The sequence below is a fragment of the Tissierella pigra genome (assembly GCF_009695605.1).
Taxonomy (GTDB): domain Bacteria; phylum Bacillota; class Clostridia; order Tissierellales; family Tissierellaceae; genus Tissierella; species Tissierella pigra.
This window is the reverse complement of sequence record NZ_VUNQ01000001.1, coordinates 102,787-122,300: the sequence shown is the minus strand read 5'-3', so window position 1 is coordinate 122,300 and position 19,514 is coordinate 102,787. Positions and strand designations below refer to the sequence as shown.

The window sequence follows — 19,514 nt, the reverse complement described above, 5'->3', positions numbered from 1 at the left end:
TCAGCGTTTTACGCAGCTTCTGGAGTATTTAAAAATTTTGGAGGTGTATTAATTATGTTAACAAAAGAAATTAAAGAACAGATTATTAATGAGTACAAATTACACGAAGGTGATACAGGTTCACCAGAGGTACAAATTGCGATTTTGACTCATAGGATAAATTCTGTAAACGAGCATTTAAAAGCTCACAAGAAAGATCACCATTCAAGAAGAGGATTACTTAAAATGGTAGGTCAAAGAAGAGGTCTTTTAAAATATCTGCAAAACAATGATATTGAAAGATATCGTTCTTTAATTGAAAAACTAGGAATCAGAGGTTAATAAGAGCGGGATTTCCCGCTCTATTGATTTATATTAGATATTTTTTATGAATATGGATATAATAAATATAATAAAATTAAGGAGGTATTGCATGGAAAGGAAATTCCAGTATAATTTGGCTGGCAGAGACCTAATTGTAACTATTGGCAAAGTAGCAGAACAGGCTAATGGTGCTTGTATGGTTCAATATGGAGATACAGTAATCTTAGCAACTGCCACAGCATCTAAAGAGCCAAGAGAAGGAATAGATTTTTTCCCTCTTAGTGTAGATTATGAGGAAAAATTATATTCAGTAGGGAAGATACCAGGTGGATTTATTAAAAGAGAAGGTAGACCAAGTGAAAAGGCTATTTTAACATCAAGACTTATAGATAGACCACTTAGACCATTATTCCCGGAAGGATACAGAAATGATGTACAAGTTATAGCCACTGTTTTATCAGCAGATCAAGATAATTCTCCAGAGATTGTAGCAATGATTGGATCATCTATTGCACTATCTATATCAGATATTCCATTTGATGGACCTACAGGGTCAGTTATTATTGGATTAATAGATGGTAAATTTATCGTAAACCCAAATAGTGAAGAAAGAGAAAAATCAGAAATTCACTTAGTGGTAGCTGGAACTAAAAGTGCTGTAATGATGGTTGAAGCAGGAGCAAATGAAGTAACAGAAAAAGTTATGTTAGATGGAATTCTAAAAGCTCATGATGAAATTAAAAATCTATGTGGCTTTATTGAAGAAATCAAAAATGAAATGGGCAAAGAAAAAAAGGAATATAATCTATTTAAACCTAATGAAGAAATAAAAGAAAAGATAGTTGCTTTTGGTAGACAAAAACTAATAGAAGCTATAAATACTTTTGAGAAACAAGAAAGATTAGATAATATAGATAAAGTAAACAAAGAAATAAAAGATACTTTTATTGAAGAATATCCAGAATCAGAGCAAGATATAAATGTAGTAATTGAAGATATGCTAAAAGAAGAAGTTAGAAGATTGATTGTAGAAGAAGGGATAAGACCAGATAATAGGAAAGTAGATGAAATTCGTCCTATTACTACAGATGTAGGTTTGTTGCCTAGAACTCATGGTTCAGGATTATTTAAGAGAGGTCAGACTCAAGTTCTTACAATAGCTACATTAGGTGCAATTAGTGATGCACAAGTTATTGATGGATTAGGAGAAGAAGAATCTAAAAGATATATGCATCATTATAATTTTCCACCATATTCTGTAGGAGATGCTAGACCACTAAGAGGACCAGGAAGAAGAGAAATAGGTCATGGAGCATTGGCTGAAAGGGCTCTTGAACCTGTTATACCATCTGAAGACAAATTCCCATATACAATAAGATTAGTATCAGAAGTTCTTAGTTCTAATGGTTCTTCATCTCAGGGAAGTGTATGTGGAAGTACTTTAGCATTATTAGATGCAGGTGTTCCTATAAAATCGCCAGTTGCAGGTATTGCCATGGGACTTATAAAAGAAAAAGGCAATGTAGCCATTTTATCTGATATTCAAGGTATGGAAGATCATCTAGGAGATATGGATTTTAAGGTAGCAGGAACTAAGGATGGAATTACTGCTATACAAATGGATATAAAAATAGCAGGTATAGATAAACCAATATTAGAAGAAGCGTTAGAAAAAGCAAGACTAGGTAGGTTATATATATTAGGTAAGATGATGGAAACTATTTCTACTCCTAGAGAAAACTTATCTAAGTATGCTCCTAAAATATATACTATGCAAATAAATCCAGATAAAATAAGAGATATAATTGGACCTGGCGGAAAAGTAATTAATAAAATAATAGATGAAACAGGTGTAAAAATAGATATTGATGACACTGGTAAGATTTTCATTGCTTCAGTAACACAAGAAGGTGGCGAAACAGCCATAGATATGATTAATAAAATCGTTAAAGAAGTAGAGCCAGGAGAAATCTATTTAGGAAAAGTTACTAGAATTACTAACTTTGGAGCTTTTATAGATGTTCTAAATGGTAAAGAAGGTTTACTTCATATATCCAATATAGCTAGAGAAAGAGTCAATAAGGTAGAAGATGTATTAGCAGTTGGAGATGAAGTATTAGTTAAGGTAATGGAAATAGATAATCAAGGAAGAATAAATCTTTCTAGAAAAGTTTTATTACCTGAAGAACCAAAAACTGAAGAATAATATATTAATTGCATGAACCATATTAAGGTTCATGTTTTTATTTTTTAGTATATTAAATTATCCTTTGAATATATATATTATAAAGTATATTGGAGGGATGTAGATGAGATTATTTATTATAAGTAAAAAAAGTTTATTAACTATTTCAATCCTATTATTAGTAGTAATTATAAGTTTAATTATATTCAAAGTTTATAACAAATCAGAGGAAACGTTTAATAGTGATGTGTATTATCAGGGAAATGTAGATGATAAAGTAGTAGCATTTGCTTGTAATGTAGATTGGGGAAATGAATATATTCCTGAAATGTTAAAAATCTTTGAGGAAAATAATATTAAAATTACATATTTTGTAACAGGTAAATGGGCAGAAAAAAACAAAGAGATACTAAAAGATATTTATAATGCTAAACATGAAATCGGAAATCATGGATATAGTCATATAGATTATGATAAATTAAATTATGATAGAAATAGAGAAGAAATTCAAAAGGCTCATGATATAATAAAAGATATACTAGGAATTGATTCAAAGTATTTTGGACCACCATCAGGAGCATATAATGATAATACAGTAAAGGCAGTAAAAGATTTAGGTTATGAACTTATAATGTGGAGTGTAGATACAATAGACTGGAGAGAAGATAGTACTAAAGATATAATTTTTAAAAGAGTAACTCAAAAAATTCATAATTCTGCCATAGTTTTAATGCACCCTACTTCAGAAACCGTTAAAGCATTACCAGATATAATAAATTACCTATATGAAAATGGCTATAATATTGGTACAATAAGTGATGTAATAAAAAACTAGTAATATTGGAGGAAAGTATGTACTTAATAGATAAATTAGATAATGGTATAAGAGTTGTTATGGAGAATATACCTCATGTCAACTCTGTTTCTATTGGAATTATTATTAATAATGGTTCAGTAAAAGAGAATAAAGAAAATAATGGTGTATCTCATTTTATAGAGCATATGCTATTTAAGGGAACTCAGAAGAGAACAGCGAAAGATATAGCAGAATCAATAGATAATATAGGAGGACATCTAAATGCCTTTACTGGTAAGGATAGCACCTGTTATTATGCAAAGGTATTATATAATCATATAGATATTGCTATTGATGTACTTGGAGATATGTTATTTAATTCTCAGTTTCTAGAATCAGATATTGAAAAGGAAAAAACAGTAGTAGTAGAAGAAATAAATATGTATTTAGATTCGCCAGAGGATATGGTTAGTGAACTTCTTAATGAAATAATATTTAAGAATACATCTTATGCTTATCCAATACTTGGTACAGAAAGAAACATTAAATGTTTCAATAGAGAAAAGATTATATATTATTTTGAGAATAACTATAGGCCTGAGGATATAGTTATATCACTGGCAGGGAATATAGATGCTAAAGAAGTCTTAAAAATGTTGAACCATCATTTTGGATATTATAATAAATTTGGACAAAGAGATAAAAATGATGGAACTATATATAACTTTACAAATGATTTACAAGGAATTGATAAAGATACAGAGCAATTACATCTTTCAATTGGAATGGAAGGACTGCCTGTAACACATAGTGAAATAGAATCATTATTAGTATTAAATAATGTATTTGGTGGAAGCATGAGTTCAAGACTATTTCAAAAAATACGCGAAGATTTAGGGTTAGCCTATGCTATTGAATCATTTCCTTCATCATATAAAGACACAGGAATATTTAATATTTATGCAGGATTACATCCATCTCAGCTATTAAAAGCAATTAATTGTATTGATAAAGAAATAGAAGATATTAAGAAGAATTTAATATCAAAAGATGAATTAAATAAATCTAAAGAGCAGCTTAAAGGAAGCTATGTCCTTGGAATGGAAGGAACTTTTAGCAGAATGTATGAAATTGGTAAATCCGTATCTATTTTTAATAGAATTCAATCACAAGATGAAATATTAAATAAAATTGATAATGTGAATATGGATAGTATAGAAAATGTTGCTAATATAATATTTAACAATAAAAAAGTCAATATAGCCTATGTTGGAAATATGAAAAATAAAGATAAAACTGAAGACGAAATTAAAAATATACTATTTTAGAGGAGATGAACTATGAATATCAATATAATAAACAAAAGTAATTTTAAATTACCTAAATATGAAACGGAAGGTGCAGCAGGTCTAGATTTACAAGCTAACATTATAGAACCTATAGTATTAGAACCATTAGATAGAGCCTTGATTCCCACAGGCTTATTTATATCTATACCTCTGGGATATGAAGGACAAATCAGAGGTAGATCTGGATTAGCATTAAAGCATGGGATAACATTGGCCAATGGCATAGGAACTATTGATAGTGACTATAGAGGTGAAATAAAAATAATCTTAATTAATCTTGGAAAAGAAACTTATACTATTAACCCAGGAGATAGAATTGCACAAATTGTATTTCTTAAATATGAGAAAGTTGAACTTAAAATAGTTTCTGAACTAGATGAAACATATAGAGATGATGGCGGATTTGGTCATTCAGGATACTAGTGTCTAATAAGATGTTATCATAATTGATAACTCATATTTTTTTTTCTTATGAATATTATTTAATATAAGGAAAACTTCTACTAAAATACAAACAATAAAATTTTTTTTAAAATCATAAATAAAAAGTTCTATAAATAACTAGGAGGAGATTATATGAGATTATCAGAACTGGGTGAAAAAGAAATAGTTAACCTAAATAATGGCGGTAGGCTAGGTTTAATATTAGATAGTGATTTTTTAATTGATGAAGATACAGGCAAGATCATATCTTTATTAGTTCCCGAAAAAAGATTAGGTTTTAGATTATTTGGTCTTGATACAAATGGATTTGAAATACCTTGGGATACCATTAGAAAAATAGGCTATGATATGATTATTATAGAATTAGATTAAAGCTAAAATACTTATATATTTAAATACATATATCTATCAAGATATATGTATTTTTTTGCTTTTGAATATTATTGATTTTAAAGTAAATCCTATAGATATATATTATTTAATAGGAGGAAAAAAATGATAAATAAAAATAAGGAAAATAAAGAAAACAATACACAAGAGCAAAAGGACAATATAGATAATATTAAGGAAATTGGAGTATCAAACGTTCCAGAAGCAAAAAATAATATTCAATTCATATCTATAATAGGAGAAATAGAAGGCCACTCTATTGCTCCTAATGATAAGAAGGCAACAAAATATGAACATATTATTCCATTATTAATAGCAGCACAACAGGATCCTAAAATTGAAGGCATTTTCATTATTTTAAATACTGTAGGCGGAGATGTAGAAGCTGGATTAGCTTTATCAGAATTAATCAATTCAGTAGATAAGCCAAAAGTATCCTTAGTACTAGGTGGTGGTCATAGTATAGGGGTTCCTTTAGCTACATCGACTGATTATTCTTTTATTGTTCCTACGGCGACAATGACTATACATCCCATTAGAACTACAGGTTTAGTCATAGGTGTTCCACAAACATTCAGATACTTTCAAAAGATGCAGCAAAGAATAATAAATTTTGTTCTAAGAACTTCTAATATAACTGATGAAATTTTAAATGAACTAATGTATTCTACAGATGAAATAGCAAATGATGTTGGCACTATATTAGTTGGAGAAGAAGCTGTTAAATATAATTTAATAGATGAAGTAGGAGGATTTTCACAAGCTTTAAAAAAGCTAGAGGAGTTAATAGAAGGGAAAAATAAATAGAATAGAATTCCAAATTATGCTATAATAGCTACAGTATGTAGTTTAAAAGGGGGAATTTTATTTGGAAAGAAATAAGAAAAAAAAGAATAATAAAACTACAAAAAAAATACAAGAAAAAAAGGAATTTAACAGAGACATTATAGGTATAATTATTATTGGATTTGGAATAGTTGCTATAGTAAGTTTGTTTAGTTCGAAAATGGGAATTATAGGATCCATAATTCAAAGTACTACATTTTCACTTATGGGATTTGGTAGCTACTTTTTTCCTCTAGTTATAATAATGGCAGGTATAATCTTTATTTTGGACAATTTGAATTTTAAAGAGAACAAAATTATTTTATCTATGGGATTTATTTTTCTAAGTATGTTAATATTACTTGATGGAATAAATCCCTTTGATTACTCTTTCCTTGATAGAATGAATAATGCAATAGAATTAAGTAAAGTTGGAAAAGGTGGTGGATTATTCGGAAGTTTCTTTGGTTTTTTCTTTTATAGACTTTTTGGAGCTATTGGTTCTTATTTAGTTTTAATGATTGTAGTAATAATAAACTTATTGATAATTACAAACATTAAAGTTAAAGATATAATAACCTTAATTGATAAGGAATCTAAAAATCACAGGAATAAAAAACGCAAACCTAAGATAATTAACGATATAGAGCTAAAACAAATCAAAAAAGATATTCACATTAAAGAATCTCTGGAAAATGCTTCTATGGAAGAGAAGAAAAACTTAATTAAAGAAATCAAAGAAATAAGTTTTAAAGATGATTCAAATAATACAGTATTAAATACTATAAATGAAGAAATAGAAAGTAAAAAGGAAAAAACTCAAGTTTCTACATATAATATCCCATCATTATCATTACTAAATTCACCTACAAATAACCAAGATGGAAATGATAAAAAGGAGATATTAAATAATGCTAAGATAATTGAAGAAACTATGAAAAACTTTGGTATTGATGCTACTATTAATCAAATTAATAAAGGACCTACTATAACTTGCTATGAATTACAGCCATCTCCTGGTATAAAGTTGAGTAAAATTGTTTCCTTATCTGATAATATAGCATTAAGCTTGGCATCATCAGATATAAGAATTGAAGCACCAATACCAGGTAAATCAGCTGTAGGAATTGAAGTTCCAAATAAAACTAAAAGTAGTGTATTATTAAAAGAAATTCTTATGTCTGAAGCTTATAATAATATAGGCTCTCATATACCTTTAGCTCTTGGCAAAGATGTATCTGGAAACTCTATAGTTTCTACAATTGATAAAATGCCGCACTTACTTATTGCTGGTGCTACTGGCTCAGGAAAATCTGTTTGTATCAATACCATTATTATGAGTATTTTATATAAATCTTCACCTGCAGATGTTAAGCTGTTATTAATTGATCCTAAGGTAGTAGAGTTAAATATTTATAATGGTATACCACATTTACTGATTCCAGTTGTAACTGATGCTAAAAAGGCTTCTTTTGCATTGAATTGGGCTGTAGAAGAAATGGAAAAAAGATATAAATTATTTGCACAAAATAATGTAAGAGATATTAACTCCTATAATAATAAACTCAAAGAAAACAATGAAGAAAAGCTGCCTATGATAGTTATAATCATTGATGAACTAGCGGATTTAATGATGGTTGCAGCACAAGAAATTGAAGACTATATATGTAGATTAGCCCAAATGGCTAGAGCAGCAGGAATGTACTTAATTGTAGCTACTCAAAGACCTTCTGTAGATGTTATAACTGGGACAATAAAGGCTAATATACCTTCCAGAATATCTTTTGCTGTATCCTCACAAGTTGACTCTAGGACTATACTTGATATGTCTGGAGCTGAAAAGCTATTAGGTAAGGGTGATATGTTATTCTACCCCTCTTTTTATTCTAAACCTGCTAGACTTCAAGGAGCTTTTATATCTGATGAAGAGGTAGAAGCCGTAGTAAATTCCCTAAAATCCCAGGATATTACAGAATATAATGAAGATATAATTGAAATAATAGAAAATCCCAAAGAAATAGAACTTAATGATAGTGACGATTTGTTGCCTAAAGCAATAGAATTAGTAGTAGCAGAAGGACAGGCCTCTATATCATTACTACAAAGGAAATTAAAAATAGGATATGCTAGAGCTGCCAGAATAGTAGATGAAATGGAAGAAAGAGGAGTCATAGGAGGATATGAAGGAAGTAAACCGAGAAAAGTATTATTAACACCAGATGATTTAGACTTAAAACTTAAGGAGAGATAAAATGAAGTTAAAAAGGATTTCTATAGTTACTTTAGGATGTTCCAAAAACGAAATTGATTCAGAATTAATGATGAGCATATTAAAGGATAATAATTATATAAAAGCTGAGTCTTTAGATGAAGCAGAAATTATTATTGTAAATACTTGTGGATTTATAGATAAAGCTAAAGAAGAATCCATAGAAACTATTTGGGAGATGACTAAGTATAAAGATGAGGGTAATTGTAAATATTTAATATTAGCAGGATGTTTAGCAGAAAGATATTCTCAAGAATTGATGGATGAAATTACAGATATTGATGCAATAATAGGAACTGGAAATATAAAAGAAATATCCTCTATTATTGATGAAATAGAAATTAAAAAAGAAAGAATTAAAAAGATAGGAAGTATTAATACTAATTATTTAGAAGAAGTAACTAGAATTAACTTTAATACTACTGAATACGTTAGAATTTCTGAAGGATGTGACAATTTCTGTACTTATTGTATCATTCCCAAATTAAGAGGAAAACATCGTAGTAGAAAAATAGAAGATATAGTGAAAGAAGTAAAAAGCCTTGCCAATAATGGAACTAAAGAAATAATTTTAATTGGGCAAAATACTTCTGATTATGGAATAGACTTATATGGTGAATACTCTCTATATAAATTGTTGAATCAGCTAAATAATATAAATGGTATCTCATGGATTAGAGTATTATATTTATATCCTGATAATTTTAATGATAAATTAATTCAATCTATGAAGGATAATGAGAAAGTACTTAAGTATGTAGATATTCCATTACAGCATATAAATAATAATGTTTTAAAAAGAATGAATAGAAGAACTTGTAAAGAAGACATTGGAATTTTAATTAATAAATTAAGACATGAAATACCAGATATAGTAATTAGAACAACTTTTATTGTGGGATTCCCTGGAGAAACTGAGGAAGAATTCGATGAACTTTATAATTTTATTAAAGATATAGAGTTTGATAGACTGGGAGTGTTTACTTATTCAAAAGAAGAAGATACTCCTGCATATAATCTTCCAAATCAAATAGAAGATGAAATAAAAGAAATCAGAAAAGATAAAATTATGATACTCCAACAAGAGTTATCAGAAAAAATTATGACAAATAAAGTTGGAAAGATATTTGATGTTTTAATAGAAGAGCTTTCAGAAGAGAACCTTTATATAGGCAGAACATATATGGATAGTCCTGATATTGATGGAGTTGTATATGTTAATTCTTCTCAAGATATAGAGTTAGGTAGTTTTATTAAAGTTAAAATTACTGATTCTTTAGAATATGACTTAATAGGGGAGGCAATCAAATGAATTTAGCAAATAAAATAACCATTTTTAGAGTATTTTTAGTTCCTATTTTTATGTTAGTACTATACTCTGACATTAAGTATAGTACTTATATAGCTGCTGGAGTTTTTATTTTTGCATCTTTAACTGATACATTAGATGGATATATTGCTAGAAGCAGAAATATGATCACTAACTTTGGAAAATTTATCGATCCTTTAGCAGACAAGGTTTTAGTTTCTGCTGCTCTTATCTCTCTTGTTGATCTAGGTGCCATTCCTGGTTGGGTAGTAGTCACTATTATCGCCAGAGAATTTACTATTACTGGATTTAGAGTAATTGCAGCTTCAGAAGGAATAACTATAGCAGCAAGCCCCTTGGGGAAAATTAAGACTATTACTCAATTAATAGCAATAATATTTTTATTGATTAATAATTTTCCTTTTAATTTAATTAATTTTCCTTTTGATATGATTATGTTATATATTTCCTTGTTTTTTACCATAGTATCTGGAGTAGACTATATATATAGAAATAAATCAGCCCTAAAAATGGGTATAAAGTAAAAGGTGATAAAATGATAGCAGAGATTATTACAATAGGAACTGAAATTACTACAGGTAGTACTTTAAATACCCATAGTAAATATATTTCTAGTAAATTATTAGATATAGGAATTGAAACCTATTATCATACTTCTGTTGATGACCATAGAGAAAGAGTCAAAAATATTATGAACATCGCATTACAAAGATCAGATATTATAATTACTACTGGCGGATTAGGACCTACAGATGATGATATGACAAAAGAAGTCATTGCTGAGTCTTTAAATTTAAAGTTAGTAAGAGATAAAGATATGGAACAATCTATTGAAGGCATATTCAATAGACTAGATAAATCCATGCCATCAAATAATATTAAACAAGCTTTTAAATTAGAAGGCAGTGAGTTTTTAAACAATTCTATAGGTACAGCTCCTGGAATTTTTTTATCTAAAGATAATAAAAAAATAATAATGCTTCCAGGACCTCCTAATGAAATGGAGTTAATGTTTAATAATGAAGTAATACCTCGTATTCATGAAGATTCTATTATTATAAAAAAGTCTATTAACTTAATTGGAATAGGTGAATCGCAATTAGAGATGGATATTAAAGATTTAATAAACAGTGAACCTTCTGTTATGATTGCTACCTTCGCTAAAGAAGGTGAAACAGAAATAAAAATAATCGGTAAAGGAAACAATGAGGAATTAATAAAAGACAAAGTCTATAATATAATCAACATATTACAAAATAGATTCCATAAATACATCTATGGTTTCGATAATATTCCTATAGAAGTCGTAGTATTTAATATACTAAGAGAAAGAAAGCTTAAAATCGGTTTTTGTGAATCTTGTACTAGTGGGTTAATAAGTAGTCGTTTTGGTCGAATACCAGGAGTGTCTGAAGTGTTTGATAGGGCAATTGTTTCATATAGTAATAATTCTAAAATAGAGGAATTAAGTGTAGAATCTAGTACATTGGAAGAGTTTGGAGCTGTAAGTGAAAAAACAGCTATAGAAATGGCCAATGGACTTAGAATTAAGTCCAACTTAGATATAACTTTATCTGTAACAGGCATTGCCGGTCCAAATGGTGCTACTGAAAATAAGCCTATTGGATTAGTATATTTAGGTATTTCTAGTAAAGAAAAAACTATATCTATTAAGTGCAATTTCAGTGGAAATAGGGAAACTATACAAAATAAAACTACCACTAGAGCCTTTGCTGAATTAAGAAATTTTTTATTAAATAAATCATTGACTTAAATCTGATTATGTTATAATATATAGTTGGAACTAATGTTCGAAAAGTGAAAGGGGTGAATCCAGTTTAACTGGGTATTAATATGGATAATAGCGAAAAGAAAAAAGCTTTAGACTTGGCCTTAAATCAAATTGAAAAACAATTTGGAAAAGGATCAATTATGCGTTTAGGAGAGGATGCAAAATTAAATATTGATGTAATACCAACTGGTTCTTTAGATCTTGATATTGCTTTAGGAATTGGTGGAATTCCTCGAGGAAGAATTATTGAGATTTTTGGTCCTGAATCTTCAGGTAAAACTACAGTTTCTCTTCATATAGTTGCAGAAGCTCAAAAACTTGGTGGTATAGCTGCCTTTATAGATGCAGAACACGCTTTAGACCCTGCATATGCCAAGAGATTAGGAGTAGATATTGAAAATTTAATAATATCTCAACCTGATACTGGAGAACAAGGTTTAGAAATAGCAGAAGCTCTAGTTCGAAGTGGAGCTGTAGATATAGTAATTATTGACTCTGTTGCCGCCTTAGTTCCTAAGGCAGAAATAGATGGAGAAATGGGAGACAGTCATATAGGCCTTCAAGCCAGACTTATGTCCCAAGCTCTTAGAAAATTAGCAGGTACAATAAATAAATCTAATTCTACTGTAATGTTTATTAACCAACTTAGAGAAAAAGTTGGAGTTATGTTTGGTAGTCCTGAAACCACTACGGGAGGTAGAGCTCTGAAGTTCTATGCAAGTATAAGATTAGATATAAGAAGAATAGAATCTCTAAAACAAGGTGATGATATTATTGGAAATAGAACTAGGGTAAAAGTAGTAAAAAACAAATTAGCACCACCTTTTAAACAAGCTGAGTTTGATATTATGTATGGTACTGGTATATCTAAAGAAGGTAATATTTTGGATTCCGGTGTGGCTGCTAATATTATAAATAAATCTGGCTCTTGGTATAGTTATAATGAGCATAAGCTCGGACAAGGAAGGGAAAATGCTAAAGACTTCTTAAGAGATAATCCTGAGGTAGCTTTAGAGGTTGAAAATAGAATTCGTGCTGAATTTGATTTAGATAAAAATAATGACAACAATACAAGTTCTATACATGAGACTAACAATTCAGAGAATGAAAAAGATAAATAAACCTAAACCTCCTAATGTTATAGGAGGTTTATTTGTGAGGTGTTATATTTGAATTTATTATTTTTTACTGATACTCATATAAGAGGGAATACTCCTAAAAACAGAAAAGATATATTTGTAGATACCTTGGAAAAGAAGTTAATTGAAATCAATGATATAATTAAGAAAAATAAAATAGACTTTGTATTACACGGTGGAGATTTATTTGACAGACCAGATGTATCTATATCAATAGCTAGTAAATTTGCAATGATTTTGGATAAAATACAAGTCCCATTTTATCTAATTAGTGGAAATCACGATATATACGGTCATAACCCTGATACTGTTAATAGAACTATGTTGGGATTATTAGATGCACTTGGAGTAATTAATTTAATTAGATCTAATGAAAAAATCATTCTGGAAAAAGATAATGTAAAAGTTCAACTAACAGGTCAGCCCTATGTATATGATATTGATTCCTTAGATAAAAGAGATTACTATATATTAAAAGATGTAAAAGATGATGTAAACTTTTCTATCCATATGGTACATGGTATGCTTCTCGATAAGCCTTTTATAAAAGGAATACCTTATACTTTAATTGATGATATAAAGGATACTTTAGCAGATATTACTCTTTGTGGTCATTATCATTCTGGTTTTAAAACCAGTAAAATCAATAATAAATACTTTATCAATCCAGGAAGTTTAGTTAGAGTAACAAATAGTCTAAGAGAAATAGAAAGAATCCCAAAAGTAGTAATAATAGAATTAAAGGAAGATATTATAATAAGAGAAGTTCCTCTACAAACTGCTTTTCCAGGTGCAAATGTGCTGGATAGACAAGAAATAGAAAAAAACTTATTTAAAAATGAAAGAATTACAGAGTTTAAACAAACTATAGATGCAGCTTTAGATTTTGAAAAAATGGATATAAATGAAGTATTAATAGAAGTTTCTACTGCGGAAGATGTAGAAGAAGATGTAAAGATTGAAGCGCTTAAAAGAATTGCTCTTATTCAAATGAAGGGTTTAAATGGTGATTAGTATGATATATATTCAAAAAGTAATTTTAGAAAACTTTCAATCTCATAAATACTCAGTTTTAGAATTCGATAATCAGCTAAATGTTATCCTTGGGCCATCAGATAGTGGTAAGACTGCAATTCTTAGGGGAATTAGGTGGGCTCTTTATAATGAACCTTCTGGAGATTATTTTATTAGGGAAGGTGAAAGTGAATGTAGTGTTACAGTTATATTCAATGATGGAACTAAGATAAAGAGATATAGGAGTAAAAGTAAAAATATCTACTTTCTTTATGATATATATAATAATGAAACTAAATTTGAGGGATTTGGCACTTCTGTTCCCTATGAGATTATAGAAAAAACAGGAATAAAAAAAATATTATTAGATAGTGATCTTTCTAAGGCAATAAATTTAAGTGATCAGTTAGAAGGAGCTTTCTTATTATCGGAAAAGACTTCAACTAGAGCAAGTTCCATTGGTAGACTTGTAGGTGTTAATATTATTGATGATGCCTTAAGAGAAGCCTTAAAGGATACTCGTAATTTATCTAATACTAAAAGAAATGTAGAGGATAATATAAATCAATTAGAGAAGGAATTACTTGAGTATAATTATTTAGAAGAATTAAGTAATACTATTTTCTATATTGATAATATCAAAAAGCAAATAGAGGATAAAAATATATCTCTTAATAGATATAAAGTTTTACTAACAAAACATTTATCTATTTACCAAGAAAAAAATAAAGTAAATTATTATATAAAAGAACTTAGTGGTATAGAATCCTTAGATAAGATATTAAATAATATTTCGTTAAATGCTAGTAAGTATAAGGAATTAAAAAAACAAAAAGATAACTTAAATAGATTATTATTAAATAAGTCTAATACTAAATTAGTTTTAAAATCTTTGAAGGATATTGAAGTAGCGGAAAATCATATGGTAAATATAGCCTCATCATGTAACCTAAGAATTAATTTAGTTAACTATAATCTCAAATTTAAAAACTTAAATTCAGAAATCAAAGATATAAAAATAATTTGGAATAAGCTAGACTCTATTGATATTTTACAAGATAATATTCGTAGGATTGATAATGATATTAAAGAATTAACTAGGCTAGTATCATTTCAAAAACAGACTTCTTCTCTCAATAAAAGTTTAGCCATTGGAATAAAATATGTTGAAAGATTACAGGAAGTAGATAGAATCTCTGTAGTTTATGAAAAACTACAAAAACAAATTAAACTTCTTCTTACCTTAAATAAATTACAGGATAGATATACTTCCAATAGAAAAGATATTATCCAAACAAAAATCTTACAAGATAAGTATAAAAATCAAGTTGAAACTCAAATTATGCGATATAGAGAAATATTATTGAAGCAAGAAGTTTGTCCTTTATGCTTTAGTGTTATTGATGATGAAAAAATAAATCATATTATAGATCATTATAATTAGGAGGTATTGTGATGGATTATGAAAAAGAACTTAATGACTTAAAAGAAAATTTGGAAAAAGCCAAAAACCTAAAATATAAAGCCGAGGCAAGACTAGAACAACTAAATCAGCAAGAAGAGGAAATCATCAAAGAATTAAATGCTTTGGGTATAAAGCCAGAAGAGTTAGAAGATGAAATAAATAAACTAACTTTAGATATAGATAAATTATTTCAAGAAGCAAATAAATTATTACCTAAAGATTTATTGGAAAAGAAGTGATTAAATGACAGCTAATATAGATGAATTGAATAATTCTTTAATTAAGCTCAAGGAACATTTAGCTAGAGAATCTGGAAAAAAAGATAAAGTTAAAGAGCAATTAGAATTAGCAAATTATTCCCTTGCTGAAATAGAAAAAAATCTAGACTTATTATCTAAAGTTTGTATCTTATTTCAAAAAACATCTGAATTTGCTAGGGAACAATCTAAAAATCAGATTGAATCCTTAGTAACTAAATGCCTACAGTTTATATTTGAATCTGACATTAAATTTTTAATTGAAATAGAAGAACAAAGAGGAAAGTCAAATGCAGAATTTTATGTTGTTAATGAAGTTGAAGATATTTTAATCAAAACTAAACCTGAATTATCTAGAGGTGGGGGAGTTGTGGATATTGTTTCTTTAGCCCTTAGAATAGCATTTTTACAAACTCATAAACCTAAGATAGAGGGACCTTTAATTTTAGACGAACCTGCTAAACATGTTAGTGATGAATATATTTTCAATGTTGCAGATTTTTTAAAACAAACATCAGAACTATTCAACAGACAAATTATTATGGTAACTCACAATGACCATTTAGCCTCTATTGGGAATGATGCTTATAGAGTTGAGTTAAAAGGCTCTGAAAGCACTGTAACAAGGATTACATCTTAATTGTCTTGACATTGTCTTATAAAAGTAATAGAATTAAACTATATGTATATCCTATACATATTTACTATTTCAATTTATTAAGCTTTTATTATGCTTATAATCAATGAAATTTGAAATGTAGTTTGAAACTTGAAAATTTAATACAATAGGAGGTGTTTAGTTATTGATAATTGACATTTTAAAAGGACTTCTCGGAGCAATTATTGGAATTATCGCTGGTTATTTAATAAGAAAAAATATTGGCGAAGGTAAAATAAATAATGCTGAAGAGTTAGCTAAAAGAATTGTTGAAGATGCTGAAAGAGATGGAGAAGCTCGTAAAAAAGAACTTCTATTAGAAGTTAAAGAAGAAATTCATAAGCTTAGAAGTGAAGCTGAAAAGGAAAATCGTGAGCGTAGAAATGAACTTCAAAAACTTGAACGAAGAATCATTAATAAGGAAGAAAGCATAGATAGAAAATCTGATGCTATTGAAAGAAAAGAAGAATTACTATCTAAGAAGATTAAAGAAGTAGAAGATAAAGAAACTCAAATTGATGATATTTATAAAAGTCAAGTTTTAGAATTAGAAAGACTTTCTAGTTTAACCTCAGATGAAGCAAGAGAATTATTACTAGATGAAATTCGAAAAGAAGTAGTACATGAATCTGCTATTATGATTAAAGAAACCGAGAATAAAGCCAAAGAAGAGGCTGATAAGAAAGCAAGAGAAATTATATCTACTGCAATACAAAAATGTGCAGCTGATCATGTAGCTGAGACTACAGTAACAGTTGTGGCCCTTCCAAATGATGAAATGAAGGGTAGAATTATTGGTAGAGAAGGTAGAAATATTAGGACTTTAGAAACATTAACTGGAATTGATTTAATTATTGATGATACTCCAGAAGCCGTAGTTTTATCAGGATTTGATCCTGTAAGAAGAGAAATAGCTAGAATTGCTTTAGAAAAACTCATAGTTGATGGCAGAATCCATCCTGCTAGAATTGAAGAGATGGTCGAGAAAGCTAAGAAAGAAGTAGATAATATAATTAGAGAAGAAGGTGAACAAGCTGCTTTTGATGCAGGTGTTCATGGCATTCATCCAGAATTAATTAAACTTCTAGGCAGACTTAAATATAGAACGAGCTATGGACAGAATGTATTGAAACACTCCATAGAAGTTGCTCATCTTGCTGGAATAATGGCAGCAGAGTTAGGAGCAGATATAAAAATTGCAAAAAGAGCAGGTTTACTTCATGACTTAGGTAAAGCAGTGGATCATGAGGTAGAAGGTCCTCATGTTGATATAGGAGTAGACTTAGCTAGAAGATATAAAGAATCTAAAGAAGTTTTACATGGAATTGCTGCTCACCATGGAGATTGTGAGCCTGAAACTGTTGAAGCAGTTTTAGTACAAGCAGCTGACGCTATATCAGCTGCAAGACCAGGTGCAAGAAGGGAAACTCTTGAAACATATATAAAAAGATTACAGAAGCTTGAAGAGATAGCAAATTCTTTTGAAGGAATAGAAAGATCCTATGCAATCCAGGCTGGTCGTGAAATTAGGATTTTAGTAAAGCCTGAAGAAGTTTCTGAAAGCCAAATGATTCATACAGCAAGGGAAATTGTAAAGAAAATTGAAGCTGAATTAGATTATCCAGGCCAAATTAAAGTAAATGTAATACGTGAGACTAGGTCTATTGAATATGCTAAATAATGATTTTTTAAATAAATGTAAAATTAAATATTGTAAAAATTATATTTAAAAAATTTAGTTAGAGGGGGATATTTTAATGGATGTATTAAAAGTATCAGCAAAATCAAGTCCAAATTCTGTTGCAGGAGCATTAGCAGGTGTTTTAAGAGAAAAAGGAGCTGCTGAAATCCAAGCAATAGGGGCAGGAGCTTTAAATCAAGCTATAAAAGCAGTGGCTATTGCAAGAGGTTTTGTTGCTCCAAGTGGAATCGATCTTATTTGTGTACCAGCCTTCACGGATATTATAATAGATGGTGAAGAAAGAACAGCTATTAAACTAATTATTGAACCAAGATAATACAAAAACCTGCCAATATGGCGGGTTTTTTGTATTAAGTATAATTTGATTAAAGGAGGATAACTATGTTTTTCGATTTACATATTCATACAAACCATTCAGATGGTTTGTATTCTCCAAATGAAGTTGTGGATTTAGCTATTGAAAAGAATCTAAAGGGCATAGCAATTACAGACCATGATACAGTAACTGGAATAGAAATAGCATTGGAATATGGTAAAAAACATAATGATTTCATAATAATACCTGGTATTGAATTTAGTTGTATATTTGAGGATGAAGAAGTACATATACTAGGGTATTTTATAGATTATAAAAATAAAGAACTCATAGATTTGACAAATACTTTGAGAAAATCTAGGTGGAATCGTGGAATAGATATGATTAAAAAAGTAAATGAACTAGGTATGACACTTACACTAGAAGATGTTATGGAGTTTTCAGGAAAAGGGTATATAGGCAGACCACATATTGCAAGAGCCATGATTAAGAAAGGCTATATCTCCAATGTATCAGAAGGATTTGATAAATTCTTAGATAGAGGTAAACCAGCTTATGTAGATAGATATAAAATAAGTGTTGGTGAAATAATAAGCTTAATTAAAAATATTGGTGGAATTTCTATTTTAGCTCATCCTGGTCTATTGAAGAATAAAGAAATTATAGATTATTGTATTTCATTAGATATAAATGGACTAGAATGTATACATTCTAAACATAGTGAAGAAGATACTAATCTTTTGATGAACATTGCAAAAAGAAATAATCTTATTATTACAGGAGGTTCTGATTTTCATGGAGACTCTAAGGATGGAAAAGAATTGTTAGGTAACTACTTCATCAATATTGATGATAATCCTAAATTTAAGGAGAGGATATAGTGAGTATATATAAAGGTGAAAGACAAAGACAATTTCCAACCAAAATAAGTACTACTTCCTTTGTAAAACTTTATATACTACATTTGTTAAATGAAAAATCTTATTATGGTAATAAAATTAAAGATGAAATAAAAAAAAGATTAGACAACAAATGGGAGCCAAGTCCTGGGATGATATACCCACTACTTAGGGAGTTGGAAAGTGAGGGATATATTGAAGGTTCATGGGATGAGCCTGAAAAAAGATCCATAAGAAGATATAGGATAACAGATGAAGGAATAAAACATTATAAAATATTATTGCTACAAAACAAATCTTCTTTCGAAGATTCTTTACTTATTGTTAAAAATGTGTTAAAAGATATATATAAGGAAAAAATATAAATATAATTATGGAGGT

Annotated in this window: 20 protein-coding genes; all 20 read left to right on the top strand. The window is 28.9% G+C overall.

Annotation, left to right across the window (positions count from 1 at the left end; translation table 11 throughout):
- Positions 1 to 54 precede the first annotated feature (54 nt).
- The 20 genes from rpsO (at position 55) to FYJ83_RS00575 (ending at position 19,498) form a co-directional block, all read left to right on the top strand.
- Positions 55 to 321, top strand: a complete 267-nt coding sequence (gene rpsO / locus FYJ83_RS00670) for a 30S ribosomal protein S15 (protein ID WP_154438084.1) — start codon at positions 55 to 57, stop codon at positions 319 to 321.
- Between the two features lie 91 nt (positions 322 to 412).
- On the top strand, positions 413 to 2,509 hold the full coding sequence (locus FYJ83_RS00665; protein ID WP_154438082.1) for a polyribonucleotide nucleotidyltransferase: 2,097 nt from the start codon (positions 413 to 415) through the stop codon (positions 2,507 to 2,509).
- Positions 2,510 to 2,612: 103 nt separating this feature from the next.
- A complete protein-coding gene (locus FYJ83_RS00660) occupies positions 2,613 to 3,323 on the top strand; it encodes a polysaccharide deacetylase family protein (protein WP_154438080.1) in 711 nt (236 codons plus the stop codon).
- Positions 3,324 to 3,340: 17 nt separating this feature from the next.
- Positions 3,341 to 4,612: a M16 family metallopeptidase gene (locus FYJ83_RS00655; protein WP_154438078.1), complete on the top strand. Its 1,272-nt coding sequence runs from the start codon at positions 3,341 to 3,343 to the stop codon at positions 4,610 to 4,612.
- 12 nt (positions 4,613 to 4,624) lie between these two features.
- A complete protein-coding gene (gene dut, locus FYJ83_RS00650; protein WP_154438076.1) occupies positions 4,625 to 5,056 on the top strand; it encodes a dUTP diphosphatase in 432 nt (143 codons plus the stop codon).
- Positions 5,057 to 5,209: 153 nt separating this feature from the next.
- Positions 5,210 to 5,449 (top strand): YlmC/YmxH family sporulation protein, encoded by a 240-nt coding sequence (locus FYJ83_RS00645; RefSeq protein WP_154438074.1) that lies wholly within the window; start codon positions 5,210 to 5,212, stop codon positions 5,447 to 5,449.
- A gap of 123 nt (positions 5,450 to 5,572) precedes the next feature.
- Entirely contained in the window at positions 5,573 to 6,274 is a 702-nt protein-coding gene (locus FYJ83_RS00640; RefSeq protein WP_154438072.1) for a ClpP family protease, read from the top strand.
- Positions 6,275 to 6,335: 61 nt separating this feature from the next.
- Positions 6,336 to 8,543, top strand: a complete 2,208-nt coding sequence (locus FYJ83_RS00635) for a DNA translocase FtsK (RefSeq protein WP_154438071.1) — start codon at positions 6,336 to 6,338, stop codon at positions 8,541 to 8,543.
- Position 8,544: 1 nt separating this feature from the next.
- Positions 8,545 to 9,873, top strand: coding sequence for a 30S ribosomal protein S12 methylthiotransferase RimO (rimO, locus tag FYJ83_RS00630; RefSeq protein WP_154438069.1), 1,329 nt, complete (start codon positions 8,545 to 8,547; stop codon positions 9,871 to 9,873).
- Entirely contained in the window at positions 9,870 to 10,415 is a 546-nt protein-coding gene (pgsA, locus tag FYJ83_RS00625; RefSeq protein WP_154438067.1) for a CDP-diacylglycerol--glycerol-3-phosphate 3-phosphatidyltransferase, read from the top strand. Before rimO ends, pgsA begins: the two co-directional genes overlap by 4 nt.
- Before the next feature lie 11 nt (positions 10,416 to 10,426).
- Positions 10,427 to 11,665: a competence/damage-inducible protein A gene (locus FYJ83_RS00620; protein ID WP_154438065.1), complete on the top strand. Its 1,239-nt coding sequence runs from the start codon at positions 10,427 to 10,429 to the stop codon at positions 11,663 to 11,665.
- An 80-nt stretch (positions 11,666 to 11,745) separates the two neighbouring features.
- Positions 11,746 to 12,804: a recombinase RecA gene (recA, locus tag FYJ83_RS00615; protein WP_154438063.1), complete on the top strand. Its 1,059-nt coding sequence runs from the start codon at positions 11,746 to 11,748 to the stop codon at positions 12,802 to 12,804.
- A gap of 39 nt (positions 12,805 to 12,843) precedes the next feature.
- Positions 12,844 to 13,836, top strand: coding sequence for a metallophosphoesterase family protein (locus FYJ83_RS00610; protein WP_326828273.1), 993 nt, complete (start codon positions 12,844 to 12,846; stop codon positions 13,834 to 13,836).
- Positions 13,826 to 15,280, top strand: a complete 1,455-nt coding sequence (locus tag FYJ83_RS00605) for an AAA family ATPase (RefSeq protein ID WP_154438059.1) — start codon at positions 13,826 to 13,828, stop codon at positions 15,278 to 15,280. Before FYJ83_RS00610 ends, FYJ83_RS00605 begins: the two co-directional genes overlap by 11 nt.
- Positions 15,281 to 15,291: 11 nt before the next feature.
- A complete protein-coding gene (locus FYJ83_RS00600) occupies positions 15,292 to 15,540 on the top strand; it encodes a hypothetical protein (protein ID WP_154438057.1) in 249 nt (82 codons plus the stop codon).
- Between the two features lie 4 nt (positions 15,541 to 15,544).
- Positions 15,545 to 16,198, top strand: a complete 654-nt coding sequence (locus FYJ83_RS00595) for an AAA family ATPase (RefSeq protein WP_154438055.1) — start codon at positions 15,545 to 15,547, stop codon at positions 16,196 to 16,198.
- A gap of 163 nt (positions 16,199 to 16,361) precedes the next feature.
- Positions 16,362 to 17,897 (top strand): ribonuclease Y, encoded by a 1,536-nt coding sequence (gene rny / locus FYJ83_RS00590; protein WP_154438053.1) that lies wholly within the window; start codon positions 16,362 to 16,364, stop codon positions 17,895 to 17,897.
- 76 nt (positions 17,898 to 17,973) lie between these two features.
- Positions 17,974 to 18,234: a stage V sporulation protein S gene (locus FYJ83_RS00585; RefSeq protein WP_154438051.1), complete on the top strand. Its 261-nt coding sequence runs from the start codon at positions 17,974 to 17,976 to the stop codon at positions 18,232 to 18,234.
- Positions 18,235 to 18,299: 65 nt separating this feature from the next.
- Entirely contained in the window at positions 18,300 to 19,115 is an 816-nt protein-coding gene (locus FYJ83_RS00580) for a PHP domain-containing protein (protein ID WP_154438049.1), read from the top strand.
- Positions 19,115 to 19,498 (top strand): PadR family transcriptional regulator, encoded by a 384-nt coding sequence (locus tag FYJ83_RS00575; RefSeq protein ID WP_216585154.1) that lies wholly within the window; start codon positions 19,115 to 19,117, stop codon positions 19,496 to 19,498. Before FYJ83_RS00580 ends, FYJ83_RS00575 begins: the two co-directional genes overlap by 1 nt.
- Positions 19,499 to 19,514: the final 16 nt, after the last annotated feature.